14 protein-coding genes are annotated in these 12,718 nt (G+C 68.8%); 6 read left to right on the forward strand and 8 right to left on the reverse strand.

What is annotated here, in order from left to right:
- Positions 1-6: 6 nt before the first annotated feature.
- Positions 7-864 carry a class I SAM-dependent methyltransferase gene (locus HMPREF2886_RS04155; protein WP_003093206.1) on the reverse strand — a complete coding sequence of 286 codons (858 nt, stop codon included), beginning with the start codon at positions 862-864 and terminating at the stop codon, positions 7-9.
- A 63-nt stretch (positions 865-927) separates the two neighbouring features.
- On the opposite strand from HMPREF2886_RS04155, the gene HMPREF2886_RS04160 reads away from it, so the two are divergent.
- Both HMPREF2886_RS04160 and HMPREF2886_RS04165 read left to right on the forward strand, forming a co-directional pair.
- Complete coding sequence (locus HMPREF2886_RS04160) at positions 928-1,647, forward strand: DNA-3-methyladenine glycosylase (protein ID WP_003110373.1); 720 nt, start codon at positions 928-930, stop codon at positions 1,645-1,647.
- Positions 1,644-2,957, forward strand: coding sequence for a bifunctional DedA family/phosphatase PAP2 family protein (locus HMPREF2886_RS04165; RefSeq protein WP_033972323.1), 1,314 nt, complete (start codon positions 1,644-1,646; stop codon positions 2,955-2,957). The genes HMPREF2886_RS04160 and HMPREF2886_RS04165 overlap by 4 nt, the downstream gene beginning before the upstream one ends.
- A gap of 10 nt (positions 2,958-2,967) precedes the next feature.
- Here HMPREF2886_RS04165 and HMPREF2886_RS04170 read toward each other — a convergent pair whose 3' ends face one another.
- The 3 genes from HMPREF2886_RS04170 to HMPREF2886_RS04180 are packed head-to-tail and all read right to left on the reverse strand — an operon-like array spanning position 2,968 to position 4,653.
- A complete protein-coding gene (locus tag HMPREF2886_RS04170) occupies positions 2,968-3,561 on the reverse strand; it encodes an LON peptidase substrate-binding domain-containing protein (RefSeq protein WP_033972322.1) in 594 nt (197 codons plus the stop codon).
- A 19-nt stretch (positions 3,562-3,580) separates the two neighbouring features.
- Positions 3,581-4,291: an LrgB family protein gene (locus tag HMPREF2886_RS04175; protein ID WP_003093214.1), complete on the reverse strand. Its 711-nt coding sequence runs from the start codon at positions 4,289-4,291 to the stop codon at positions 3,581-3,583.
- Positions 4,291-4,653 (reverse strand): CidA/LrgA family protein, encoded by a 363-nt coding sequence (locus tag HMPREF2886_RS04180; RefSeq protein ID WP_003100294.1) that lies wholly within the window; start codon positions 4,651-4,653, stop codon positions 4,291-4,293. The genes HMPREF2886_RS04175 and HMPREF2886_RS04180 overlap by 1 nt, the downstream gene beginning before the upstream one ends.
- Before the next feature lie 193 nt (positions 4,654-4,846).
- On the opposite strand from HMPREF2886_RS04180, the gene HMPREF2886_RS04185 reads away from it, so the two are divergent.
- From HMPREF2886_RS04185 to HMPREF2886_RS04195, 3 genes are all read left to right on the forward strand, one after another.
- A complete protein-coding gene (locus HMPREF2886_RS04185; RefSeq protein ID WP_003093220.1) occupies positions 4,847-5,302 on the forward strand; it encodes a MaoC family dehydratase in 456 nt (151 codons plus the stop codon).
- 186 nt (positions 5,303-5,488) lie between these two features.
- The gene (locus tag HMPREF2886_RS04190) at positions 5,489-7,228 is read left to right on the forward strand and encodes a C13 family peptidase (protein ID WP_033977494.1); all 1,740 of its coding nucleotides are present in this window, start codon (positions 5,489-5,491) and stop codon (positions 7,226-7,228) included.
- A gap of 46 nt (positions 7,229-7,274) precedes the next feature.
- Positions 7,275-7,916 (forward strand): oxidoreductase, encoded by a 642-nt coding sequence (locus tag HMPREF2886_RS04195; RefSeq protein WP_023128592.1) that lies wholly within the window; start codon positions 7,275-7,277, stop codon positions 7,914-7,916.
- Between the two features lie 19 nt (positions 7,917-7,935).
- Here HMPREF2886_RS04195 and HMPREF2886_RS04200 read toward each other — a convergent pair whose 3' ends face one another.
- From HMPREF2886_RS04200 to eatR, 4 genes are all read right to left on the reverse strand, one after another.
- Positions 7,936-8,184, reverse strand: coding sequence for a YceK/YidQ family lipoprotein (locus HMPREF2886_RS04200; protein ID WP_042159398.1), 249 nt, complete (start codon positions 8,182-8,184; stop codon positions 7,936-7,938).
- 28 nt (positions 8,185-8,212) lie between these two features.
- Positions 8,213-8,842, reverse strand: coding sequence for a flavin prenyltransferase UbiX (gene ubiX, locus HMPREF2886_RS04205; protein ID WP_003093227.1), 630 nt, complete (start codon positions 8,840-8,842; stop codon positions 8,213-8,215).
- 8 nt (positions 8,843-8,850) lie between these two features.
- Positions 8,851-10,206, reverse strand: a complete 1,356-nt coding sequence (mpl, locus tag HMPREF2886_RS04210) for a UDP-N-acetylmuramate:L-alanyl-gamma-D-glutamyl-meso-diaminopimelate ligase (protein WP_033972316.1) — start codon at positions 10,204-10,206, stop codon at positions 8,851-8,853.
- A gap of 157 nt (positions 10,207-10,363) precedes the next feature.
- The gene (eatR, locus tag HMPREF2886_RS04215) at positions 10,364-12,295 is read right to left on the reverse strand and encodes a sigma-54-dependent transcriptional regulator EatR (RefSeq protein WP_058178192.1); all 1,932 of its coding nucleotides are present in this window, start codon (positions 12,293-12,295) and stop codon (positions 10,364-10,366) included.
- A 338-nt stretch (positions 12,296-12,633) separates the two neighbouring features.
- On the opposite strand from eatR, the gene HMPREF2886_RS34935 reads away from it, so the two are divergent.
- Positions 12,634-12,718 (forward strand): hypothetical protein (locus tag HMPREF2886_RS34935; RefSeq protein ID WP_239667261.1); only part of this gene is annotated, 85 nt, incomplete at its 3' end.

Genomic DNA, 12,718 nt, shown 5'->3' on the forward strand with positions numbered 1-12,718 from the left:
GCGGCTCTATGCCGTGCGGCTTTCGATCACCCGCACCAGGCTCGGCAGGCGTCCCTGCGGCAAGCCCAGGGCGGCGCCTTCGCGCTGCGGGTCGAGCACCAGGGTGGAGGCGAAGCCGCAGCGGGCGAAGGCCGCCTCGATTTCCGCGGCATTGCGGTAGTGCAACGGATAGCTTCCCCGCGTCAGCCGCCCGATGATCCCCACTCCCCAGCGGATCTGCCGGTAGCGCGGGTGCTCGCGGAGATCGGGATAGAGGTCGGTCAGGTAGGTGCCCTGGGGGAAGCGTTTAAGTTCGGTCGCCAGGCGACTCCAGAAGGCCTCGATCACCGGGCGCTGGAAATAGTTCACCAGCCCCTCGGTGATCACCACCAGCGGGCGCTCGCGGTCGAGCCCGGCGAACAGCGCGGCGAGGCTGCGTTCGCCGTCCTCGGCGAGAATATCCACGGCCGCCACCGCGTGCTCCGGGCCCAGCCAACCCTGCTCGCGGAGCAGCGCCGCCTTGCGCGCGGCCATCGGCGGCAGGTCGGCCTCCAGGTAGCGCAACTGTGGATAGCGTTGCCGGAAGCGTCGCCCGCGCGGCGAGAGTCCGCAAGCCATTTCCACCACCTGGACCACCCCCTCGCGTTCGACGGCCTGGGTCAGGCGCGCGTCGATCATGAGGTGTCTTTGTAACAGGAAATCCTCGATGTTCAGCCCGAAACCGAGCTGCGCGCCCCAGTTGATCGGCGCGACGAAGCCGTGTACCCAGCGGCCGAAGACGGTGGCGAAGGCCGGTTCGGCGAGCCGATGGCGGAACCAGACGTAGCCGGTGTAATGGGCGCTGGGCGTGATGTGGGCACTGTCGACACGCTCTCGTTCAACCATGATTCAGGCTCTTGTTGTTATCATTCGCCAGCCTATGACTGCCATGGTCCCAGCGACAATCCCATGTCCCGCGATCCCATCCTTAGTTTGCCCTGGCCCGACGCCCGGCCGCTCCCCGACACCTTCTTCGATCGCGATGCGTTGCTGGTCGCCCGCGAGCTGCTGGGCAAGGTGATCCGCCATCGCCAGGGAAATCTCTGGCTGGCGGCGCGAATCATTGAGACCGAGGCCTACTATCTGGAGGAGAAAGGCAGCCATGCCTCGCTCGGCTACACCGAGAAGCGCAAGGCACTGTTCCTCGACGGCGGGCACATCTATATGTATTACGCGCGCGGCGGCGACTCGCTGAACTTCAGCGCCGGCGGCCCGGGCAATGCGGTGCTGATCAAGTCAGGCCATCCCTGGCTGGATCGCATCAGCGACCACGCGGCGCTGGAGCGGATGCAGAGCCTGAACCCGGACAGCCAGGGCCGGCCCCGCGAGATCGGCCGCCTGTGTGCCGGCCAGACCCTGCTGTGCAAGGCCATGGGGCTGAAGGTGCCGGAGTGGGACGCGCAGCGCTTCGATCCGCAGCGACTGTTCGTCGACGATGTCGGCGAGCGCCCCAGCCAGGTGATCCAGGCCGCTCGGCTGGGCATTCCGAAGGGGCGCGACGAACACCTGCCGTACCGTTTCGTCGATGCCGCCTTCGCCGCCTTCTGCACCCGCAACCCACTGCGCCGCGGCCAGGTCGCCGGGCGCGACTATCATCTACTCGGACACCAGGACCCGCACCTGCAATGAGTCTCGACAGCTTCAACGCCTGGATGGCCGCCAACCCCGAGTGGCTGGGGCTGGCCATCTTCCTCATCGCCTTCCTCGAATGCGCGGCCATCGTCGGTATCGTCCTGCCCGGGGTGGTGCTGCTGTTCGGCGTCGCGGTGATCGCCGGCAGCGGCGCCCTCGGCCTCGGCGAAACCCTGCTGCTGGCCTACGCCGGCGGGGTGCTGGGCGACCTCGGCTCGTACTGGATCGGCCGCCGCTTCCACCAGAACATCCGCCGCCTGCCCGGCCTGCGCAGCCATCCGCAGTGGATCACCGCCGCCGAGGTGTACTTCGAGCGCTACGGTATCGCCAGCCTGCTGGTCGGCCGCTTCATCGGCGCCCTGCGGCCGATGCTGCCGATGGTCGCCGGCATGCTCGACATGCCGTTCGGCCGTTTTCTCGGCGTTTCGCTGATCGCCGCCGCCGGCTGGGCGGTCGCCTACCTGTTGCCCGGCTGGGCCACCGGCGCAGCCCTGCGCCTGCCGTTGCCAGAAGGCTTCTGGAGCGAAGCCGGGATCGTCGCGGCCTGCCTGGCGGTGCTGGTCGGCGTGGTAGTCCAGGCCAGCCTGCGGCGCAAACGCTGGGCAACCGCTGTAGCGGCCGCGCTGAGCCTGGTCCTGCTGCTGGCGATGACCGTCGCCTGGCCGTACCTCCAGGACCTCGACCAGGGCCTGATGACGCTGGTCCAGGAACACCGCAACGCCGACCTGAACCCGGTGATGGTGGTGGTCACCCGGCTCGGCGATTTCCGCACCCAGTTCATCGCCGGCGCGCTGCTCGGCGGTATCCTCCTGCTGACCCGGCAATGGCGTCCGGCCATCTTCGCCATCGGCACCCTGGTGGGCACCGCGCTGGCCAACCAGACCCTGAAGACCCTGTTCGCCCGCGCCCGCCCGGAAGTGCTGGCCGAACCGCTGAGCAGCTTCAGTTTCCCCAGCGGACACAGCTCGGCGTCCTTCGCCTTCTTCCTCACCCTGGGCGTCCTCGCCAGCCGCCAGCAACCGCCGCGCTGGCGCCTGACCTGGGTACTGCTGGCGGTGATCCCGTCGCTGAGCATCGCCCTGTCGCGGGTCTACCTTGGCGTGCACTGGCCGTCGGACATCGTCGCCGGCGCCCTGCTCGCCACTACGGTCTGCGCCGCCAGCCTGTGGCTGAGCCAGCGCCGCGAGTCGCTGCCGGCGCTGCCACAACGGGTCTGGTGGCTGCTGTTGCCGGTCTGCGTGGCGACCCTGGCGATCGCCGCCGGCTGGGCCCTGCCGGAAGCCATTGCGCGCTACCGGCCGCTGTGAGGGTTGGCGCTCAGTCGATACCCAACTCGCCCTGCAGGTGCTCCAGCAGCACCTGGATCCGCGCCAGTTGCATCTGCGCGTCGGGCAGGGCAAGCAGTTCGAGCTTGCGTTCGGTATCGAACGGCAGCAGGTAGGCCAACTGGTTGGCCAGGTCCTGCTGGCCGCCGGGCTCGCCGCCCATCTCCAGCGCGGCCACCATCGGATGCTCGGCCAGCACGCTGAGCAACGCGGCGAGATCGTTGTGTTCGTAGGTCAGGGGTTGCTCCGGCAGGTCTTCGAACCACTCGATCTCGCCGACGCTGAGCTGGTCGGCCTGGACCTCCACCGACAGCACCTGGAAACGCCGACCGCCTTCCACGCGGATGCCCAGCAGGCCATTCGGGCGCTGCTGCCAGTCGCGGACAGAGGCCTCGCAGCCGACCATCGCCAGGCGGCTCGGCGCTTCGCCGACCTCCCGCCCCTCGCCGATGGTCACCACGCCGAAACCGCTGCCCTGCTTCATGCAGCGGCTGATCATGTCCAGGTAGCGCGCCTCGAAGATCTGCAGGTCCAGGCGACAACCGGGGAACAGCACGGCGTTGAGGGGGAACAACGGCAACTTCATCGCGACTCCTCGGGCATCGTCAGGCAACCAGCGCTACCGCCAACGGTAGCAGCACTGCGGTGGCAACGCCCATCAGGCTCATCGCCAGGGCGGCGAAGGCGCCGCACTCCTCGCCTTCCTGCAAGGCCCGCGAAGTGCCCACCGCGTGGGCTGTCATGCCCAGCGCCATGCCCTGCGCGGCGGGGTGCCGCACGCCGATGGCGCGCAGCAGCTCCGGTCCGAGGATCGCCCCGAGCACCCCGGTGATCAGTACGAACACGGCGGCCAGCGCCGCCACGCCGCCGATCTGGCTGGCCACCAGCATGGCGATCGGCGAGGTCACCGACTTCGGCGCCATGCTCATCAGCATCCGCGGCTCGGCACCGAACAGCCAGCCGAATGCGATGCCCAGCACCGTCGCCAGCGTACCGGCGACCACCAGGGTCAGCAGGGTCGGCCAGAACAATTGGCGGATACGCCGCAGGTTGAGGAACAGCGGCACCGCCAGGGCCACCGTGGCGGGGCCGAGGAGAATGGTCAGGACCTTGGCGCTGGCACTGTATTCGTCGTAGTCGATGCCGCAAAGCAGCAGCACGCCGATCACCACCAGCATCGATACCAGCACTGGCTGCAGGAACACCCAGCGGGTCCGTTCATAGGCGGCCAGGGCCAACTGGTAGGCGCCCAGGGTCACGCCGACGCCAAACAGCGGATGGTGGATCACCGCCTCGAGGGCGGCCTGCCAGGCCATCAGGACTCCTCCCGGCGACGTTGCTGGCGATCGATGAGCTTCTGCATCATCCAGCCGGCGAACAGGAACGACAGCACCAGCGACAGTACCAGCGCGCCGACGATGGCCCAGAAGTCGGCGGCGATCTCCCGCGCATAGGCCATCACCCCGACCGCCGCCGGCACCAGCAGCAGCGGCAGGTAGCGCAGCAACGAGCCGGCCGCCTCGTTGACCGGCTTGCCGACCTCGCCACGCGCCAGGAAATAACCGAACAGCAGCACCAGGCCGATGATCGGACCGGGCAGCATGGGCAACAACAGAACGTTCAGACCTGTGCCGAGCAACTGGAACAGCACCAGCCAGGTCAGACCACGAAGCAACATGGGCACCTCCAGCAAGGGCCGACCATTATGCCCAGCCCGCCGGGACATTGGCACGCTCCTCGCTTATCCATCAGTCGCAGCCGCGGTACCGCATGACGCGATATTCGCCAGGCCGATGGTTTCTTGACCCGGTCGCCAACGCGTGCTGATCTTCCTGCACCATGAGAACAACAGCCATCCTCCCGGAGGATTTATGCCATTCGTACCCGTAGCAGCGCTCAAGGACTATGTCGGCAAGGATCTCGGCCATTCCGAATGGCTCACCATCGACCAGGAGCGGGTCGACCAGTTCGCCGAATGCACCGGCGACCACCAGTTCATCCACGTCGATCCGGAGAAAGCGGCGAAGACACCCTTCGGCGGCACCATCGCCCACGGTTTCCTGTCCCTGTCGCTGATCCCGAAGCTGATGGAAGGCCTGCTGGTGCTTCCCGAAGGACTGAAGATGGCGGTCAACTACGGCCTCGATACGGTGCGCTTCATCCAGCCGGTGCGGGTCGGCTCGCGGGTCCGCCTGGGCCTGACCCTGCTCGACGTCAACGAGAAGAATCCCGGCCAGTGGCTGATCAAGGCGCGCGCCACCCTGGAGATCGAAGGCCAGGAGAAACCCGCCTACATCGCCGAGACCCTCAGCCTCTGCTTCGTCTGAGCCCACCCCAGCGAGCACTGCCGTTCGCTTGACGGCCAGGCGCCTTCGCGCCCCTCCCCCTCCAAAAGCCCCCGCTCGCGGGGGCGCTCTGGGCCGGCAGGGAAATACCCTACTGCCAGGCAACGATTTTTCCGCCACACTGTCTCCCCTTCACCCTCGGACCGAACCACTCATCGGGAACGCCGCATGCTTCGCCCCGCCAGGTCTCTCTCGCTCTGTTCCGCCCTGGTCATCCTGCTCGCCGCCTGCGGCGAGGGCGAACCGCTGCTCCCGGCCGATGCGCGCCTGCCGGACGGCGCGCGCTATCGCGGCGAGTTGGTGGACGGGCGCCTGGAAGGCCAGGGCCGGCTGGACTACGACAACGGCGCCTGGTACGCCGGCCGCTTCGAGCATGGCCTGCTGCACGGCCATGGCACCTGGCAAGGCGCCGACGGCAGCCGCTACAGCGGTGGCTTCGCGGCCGGCCTGTTCGACGGTCAGGGACGCCTGGCGATGGCCGATGGCAGCGTCTACCAGGGCGGCTTCCGCCAGGGCCTGTTCGATGGCGAAGGCAGCCTGGAACAACAGGGCACTCGCTACCGCGGCGGTTTCCGCAAGGGCCTGTACAGCGGCCAGGGCACGCTGGACGGCAGCGATGGCAGCCGCTACCAGGGCAGCTTCCGCCAGGGCCGCCTGGAAGGCGAAGGCAGCTTCAGCGACAGCCAGGGCAACCAGTACGCCGGTACCTTCCGCGACGGGCAACTGAACGGCAAGGGGCGCTGGAGCGGGCCCGATGGCGACCGCTACGTCGGCCAGTTCAAGGACAACCAGTTCCATGGCCAGGGGCGCTACGAAAGCGCCAGCGGCGATGTCTGGATCGGCCGCTTCAGCGAAGGCGCGCTGAACGGCCCCGGCGAGCTTCTCGGCGCCGACGGCAGCCGCTACCGCGGCGGTTTCCAGTTCTGGCGCTTCCATGGCCAAGGCCTGCTCGAACAACTGGACGGCACCCGCTACGAAGGCGGTTTCGCCGCCGGCGCCTATGCCGGCCAAGGCACCCTGGACCGCGCCGACGGCAGCCGTGAGCAGGGACTCTGGGCCGACGGCAAGCGCATCCGCGACGCTGCCGGCAAGGCCCTGCCCGACACCCTGGAAATCGGCCTGTTGGCCCAGGGTCGCCTGCTCGACGAAGAACTGCGCAAGATCCCGGCCTCGACGCCGGCCAGCGAACTCTATGCCCTGAGCCTGGGCGGCGATGGCCGCCAGGGCGTGTTCCTGCGCGAGGCCGATTACGCCGGCGACCTGCTCGGCCAGCGTTTCGCCGCTCGTGGCGTGATTCGCCTGGTCAACCACCGCGACCACTTCGGCGACCGCCCGCTGGCTACCCGGGAAAGCCTGTCCCGCGCCGTGCGCACCCTGGCCGAACGCAGCGGGCCGGAAGACCTGGTCTTCATCTACCTGACCAGCCACGGCTCCAGCGACCACCAGTTGGCCCTGGACATGCCCGGCCTGAACCTCGGCGACCTGCCGGCCGCGGAACTGGCCGAACTGCTCGCGCCGCTGCGCCAGCGCGACAAGGTGCTGGTGGTATCGGCCTGCTACAGCGGGGGCTTCATCCCGCCGCTGAAGGACGAACGTACCCTGATCCTGACCGCCGCGCGTGCCGACCGGGTCTCGTTCGGCTGTTCCGACGACGCCGAATTCACCTATTTCGGCCGCGCCTTGCTGGCCAATGCGCTGAACCGCACCGACGATCTGTCCAAAGCGTTCGAACTGGCGAAAGAGGAAGTGCGTCAAAGGGAGAAGGAGGAAGGTTTCGAAGCTTCGGAACCGCAAGCCTGGTTACCGGAACGCGTGCTCGCGCACTGGCGGACGCTGCGGGGGCAGCAAGCCGAGCGCGCGCTCGCGTCCCGGGAAGGAAAAACCGGCGAGGGCGCGGCGGGCAAATAGATACGCCGCGCACTACGCTCATTGGTGTGGAAGGGGAGAAACACACATGCACTCGACGCCCAAGCGCGTTCTGCTCGCCGGCGCGACCGGTCTTACCGGCGAGCACCTGTTGGATCGGATATTGAGCGAGCCGACCCTGGCCAAGGTCATCGCCCCTGCCCGCAAGGCGCTGGCCGAGCATCCGCGGCTGGACAACCCGGTCGGCCCACTGGCCGAGTTGCTGCCGCAACTCAACGGCAGCATCGATACCGCCTTCTGTTGCCTCGGCACCACGATCAAGGAAGCCGGCTCGGAGGAAGCCTTCCGCGCGGTCGATTTCGACCTGCCGCTGGCGGTGGGCAAGCGCGCTCTGGAGATGGGCGCCCGGCATTACCTGGTGGTCAGCGCCCTGGGCGCCGACGCCAAGTCGTCGATCTTCTACAACCGGGTCAAGGGCGAACTGGAGCAGGCCCTGCAGGAACAGGGCTGGCCACAACTGACCATCGCCCGGCCATCGCTGCTGTTCGGCCCGCGCGAGGAATTCCGCCTGGCCGAGATCCTCGCCGCGCCGATCGCCCGCATCCTTCCCGGCAAGTACCACGGCATCGAGGCCTGCGACCTGGCCCGCGCGCTCTGGCGCCTGGCGCTGGAGGAAGGCAAGGGCGTGCGCTTCGTCGAGTCCGACGAACTGCGCAAGCTGGGGAAATGAGCCTGGGGCGGGTCCCGCCCTACATGCCGCCGCTGACGCCGAGGTTGAGGCCGATGGCGGTGGCCAGCGAGAACGGCAGCAACAGGGTGTCCAGCAGCGCGCTGCCCGGCAGGTCGAGCCCCGGATGGGCCGGCGCCTCCGCGCCGAAGCGTTCCATCGGGCAGCAGCCGCCGTGCAGGCTGTACCAATCCAGCCGGGTGCCGGCGTAGACCACCGGCGCCCCTGGCTTGGCCGCATCCAGGGTGCGCACGGTGGCGCAACCGCCCATCTGCACCGCCAGGACCAGCAGCAGCACCCTACTCGTCGCTGACAAGGTGCTGTTCCCCCCAGCGCGGCAGCATGTCCTGGGGAATCCCCAGGGTGTTGAGGATTCGCGCGACGACGAAGTCCACCAGGTCCTCCACCGATTGCGGCTGGTGGTAGAAGCCCGGCGCCGCCGGCAGGATCACCGCGCCGAGGTTGGACAGCTTGAGCATGTTTTCCAGGTGGATACTGGAGAACGGCGCCTCGCGCGGCACCAGCACCAGCGGCCGGCGCTCCTTCAGGGCGACATCGGCGGCGCGCTCGATGAGGTTGTTGCAGGCCCCCGTGGCGACCGCCGACAGGGTGCCGGTGGAACACGGGCAGATCACCATGGCATTGGGCGCGCTGGAGCCGGAGGCCGGCGGCGCCATCCAGTCGTTCTGGCCGAACACGCGGATCTGTCCGGCGGCGGCACCGCAATATTCGGTAAGGAAGGCCTGCATCGCCTGCGGCTTGGCCGGCAGGGCCACGTCGGTCTCGGTGGCCATCACCAGTTGCGCGGCCTTGGAGATCAGGAAGTGCACCTCGCGCTCTTCCTGCACCAGGCAATCGAGCAAGCGCAGGCCGTACTGGGCGCCGGAGGCGCCGGTCATCGCCAGGGTAATGCGTTCCGGACCGCTCATCGCGCCCCTCACTCGGCCAGCGCCGCGGCCAGCTTGCCGTGCAAGCCGCCGAAGCCGCCGTTGCTCATGATCACCACTTGCGCGCCGGGCCTGGCCTGCTGGCGCACCTGCTCGATGATCGCCTCCAGGGTATCGCAGACCTGCGACGGTATCGCGCATTGCGCGGCGGTGGCGGCCAGGTCCCAGCCCAGGTTCGGCGGCGCGTACCAGAGCACCTGGTCGGCCTGGCGCACGCTGTCCGGCAGGCCGTCGCGATGAGCGCCGAGCTTCATCGAGTTGGAACGCGGCTCGACGATGGCGATCACCTGGGTATCGGCGCCAACCTGCTTGCGCAGGCCATCGAGGGTGGTGGCGATGGCGGTCGGATGGTGGGCGAAGTCATCGTAGAGGGTCACGCCCCGGACCTCCGCGACCTTCTCCATGCGCCGCTTGACGTTGCGGAACTCGCGGAGCGCCGCCGCGCCCTGGCTGGGCAGCACGCCGACATGGCGCGCCGCCGCCAGGCTGGCGAGGGCGTTGGCGACGTTGTGCAGGCCGGTCAGCGGCCAGTCCACCTCGCCCTGGACGATGCCGTCGAACAGCACCTCGAAGCGCGAACCGTCCTCGGCGAGCAGGCGCGCCTGCCACTGGCCGCCTTCGCCGGTGGTCTGCACCGGGGTCCAGCAGCCCATCCCGAGTACGCGCTCCAGGGCTTTCTCGGCGCTCGGGCGAATGATCAGGCCCTCGCCCGGCACGGTGCGCACCAGATGGTGGAACTGCCGCTCGATGGCCGCGAGGTCGGGGAAGATGTCCGCGTGGTCGAATTCCAGGTTGTTCAGGATCGCCGTGCGCGGGCGGTAATGGACGAACTTCGAGCGCTTGTCGAAGAAGGCGCTGTCGTACTCGTCGGCCTCGACCACGAAGAACGGCGTACCGCCCAGGCGCGCCGAAACCCCGAAGTTCTGCGGCACCCCGCCGATCAGGAAGCCCGGGCTCATGCCGGCGTGCTCCAGGATCCAGGCGAGCATGCTGGTGGTGGTGGTCTTGCCGTGGGTACCGGCCACCGCCAGCACCCAGCGTCCTTGCAGCACGTGGTCGGCCAGCCACTGCGGGCCGGAAACGTAGGGCAGGCCCTTGTTCAGGACATGCTCCACCGCCGGATTGCCGCGCGACAGGGCGTTGCCGATCACTACCAGGTCCGGCGCCGGCTCCAGGTGGGCCGGATCGTAGCCCTGCATCAGCTCGATGCCCTGGGCTTGCAGCTGGGTGCTCATGGGGGGGTAGACGTTGGCGTCGGAACCGGTCACCCGGTGGCCCAGTTCCTTGGCCAGCACGGCCAGCGAGCCCATGAAGGTCCCGCAGATGCCGAGTACGTGGATGTGCATGCAGACTCCTGCAGATCAAGCCGTCGAAGGCGCTGTGAATGGGCGGCAGATTAGCACAGCGGAGGCGCCGGCCGCCCGGCGTCGCGGCATCAGACGACGCGGCGCCGGCGGGGTTCCCGCCGGACTCGCGGCGGCCCGCCTGGAGCCGTCCCGCCCGTCAGGCCTGGCCGCGCACCAGGCCGTGCCGGCGCAGCTTGCGATACAGGGTGTTGCGGCTGATCCCCAGTTGCTCGGCCACCCGGCTCACGTGCCAGCGTTGGCCGTCCAGGGCCGCCAGCAACGCGGCTCGCTCGGCGTCGTCCAGGCTGTTGCCCGCGGCCGGGGCGGGCGCCGCTGCGGCGGGCGGCAGCGCCGCCAGGGCCTGGCGGATATCCGCGGGCAGGTCGCGCAGGCCGACCCGGCCGTCCTCGCAGAGTGCCACCAGGGTCCGCAGCACCGTGCGCATCTGCCGGACGTTGCCCGGCCAGCGGTAGGCCAGCAGGCCCTGGCGGACCTCGCCGTCGAGCTGGATGCGCTGGCCCCTGGCCTCCTCGGCCAGCAGGTAGTCCAGCAGCTCCTCGCGGTCGCTGCGCTCGCGCAGCGGCGGCAGGCTCACGACCATGCCATTGAGGCGGTAGTAGAGATCCTCGCGGAAGCGTCCGTCGGCGACCAGCTCGGCCAGGTCGCGGTGGGTAGCGCTGATCAGACGCACATCGACATCCTCCGGCTCGCCACCCAGCGGCACTACCCGGCGCTCTTCCAGCACCCGCAGCAGGCGGGTCTGCAAGGCCAGCGGCATGTCGCCGATCTCGTCGAGGAACAGGGTGCCGCCGTCGGCCTGCTGCAACTTGCCACGCATGCCCTCCTTGCGCGCGCCGGTGAAGCTGCCGCCGCGATAACCGAACAGTTCGCTCTCGATCAGGGTTTCCGGGATCGCCGCGCAGTTCAGCGCGACGAACGCCTGTTCCGCGCGCGGTCCGGCCAGGTGCACGGCCTTGGCGAAGGCTTCCTTGCCGGAACCGGTCTCACCGTTGAGCAGCAGCGGTACGTCGCGCGCATAGACTTTCAGCGCCCGGCGGAAGTCGGCGGCCAGCTCGGCGTCGCCCAGGCACAGGCCGGGCGTGGCGGGCGCCGGCCTCGCTGCCGTGGGCATTACCAGGGCCTGGGGTATCGCCCGCGGCGCGCCGCGCAGCATGGCGTACAGGGTCCGCCCCTCGCGGGTGCGCAGCGGCCAACTGGCGCTGGGCTGCGGCGAGGCGCGACCGAGCAGGTCGTCGAGACGGCAGTCGAAGAAGGCCTCCACCGGCTGGCCGAGCAGGCGCTGGCGCGGACAACCGAGCAGGTTCAGCGCGCTCTGGTTCACCGCGCGGATCCGCCCGTCTTCCTCGAAGGCCAGCAGCCCTTCGCTGAACAGGCCGACATAGTCGCCCTGGACATGGAAGCGCAGCAGCCAGGAGCCCTCGAAGCGACGGAGGAAATAGCAGCCCTCGATGATCTTCGCCGACAGGTTGACCAGCGCCATGGTGTGGAACTGGCTCTGCCGCGAGACTTCCTGGCGCGCCGAAGACACGTCGAGCACGGCCATCAGCTCGCCCTGCGGATCGAACACCGGGCTCGCCGAGCAGGTCAGGCCGGTGTGGCGGCTACGGAAGTGCTCTTCCTGCTGGATGGTCAGGGCCTGCCGCTCGACCACGCAGGTGCCGATGCCGTTGGTGCCTTCGCAGGGCTCGCTCCAGTCGGCGCCGAGCCAGAGGCCGGCGTGTTCGAAGGTCTGGCGCTGGGCGTCGGCGTTGACGCAATTGAGGATCACCCCGCGGGCATCGGTGAGCAGTACCGCGTGGTCGTTGCCGGAAAGCTGCTGGTAGAGGCTGTGCATCTCGCCATCGGCGATCTCCAGCACCTGTTGCAGGCGCTCGCGGCGTTCGAGCATGCGCGCGTGCTCCAGCACCATCGGCGCCATCGGCTGGCCGGGATCGAGATGGTGCTGTTCCAGGCAGCGCAGCCAGGAGCGGGCGATGGACGGATCGGTCGCAGGGCCGCCCGGCGGGATCTTGCCCTGGGCGACGGTCAGCACTTGCCGCGCGTGGCGGCTCATGGAACTGGCAGGCATTGTTATGGTTCTCCGCGAGGGACGGGCCGTCTCTTGCCTGGGCGCGGTGGATCGGTCCGCGACTCTCCGGACGGCTATCGGTGCAGCATCCAACAGGCCGGGGCGCAATGCAACGACGGACTGACCGATGAGTCATGCGCTGCGCCGAAAACGGTACAGAGTGTCACCCGCGAGCGTCCCGCCCGCGTGACAGGGAGCGTTCGCAAGCCCCCCTGCGAAACCTCCAGGACGCTCTACTTCGGGCCTTTCGCCACTCTGGCCCGGCCCTTGCTCCAGGCTTACGACAAGCGCAACAGCGCGTCCTCCCCTAATAAGCACAAGAGCCAGGAGATACCATCATGCGTTACGCCCATCCCGGTAGCGAAGGCGCCATCGTTTCCTTCAAGGCCCGCTACGGCAACTACATCGGCGGCGAGTTCGTGC

The organism is Pseudomonas sp. HMSC066A08, assembly GCF_001813025.1.
GTDB classification, from domain to species: Bacteria; Pseudomonadota; Gammaproteobacteria; order Pseudomonadales; family Pseudomonadaceae; genus Pseudomonas; species Pseudomonas aeruginosa.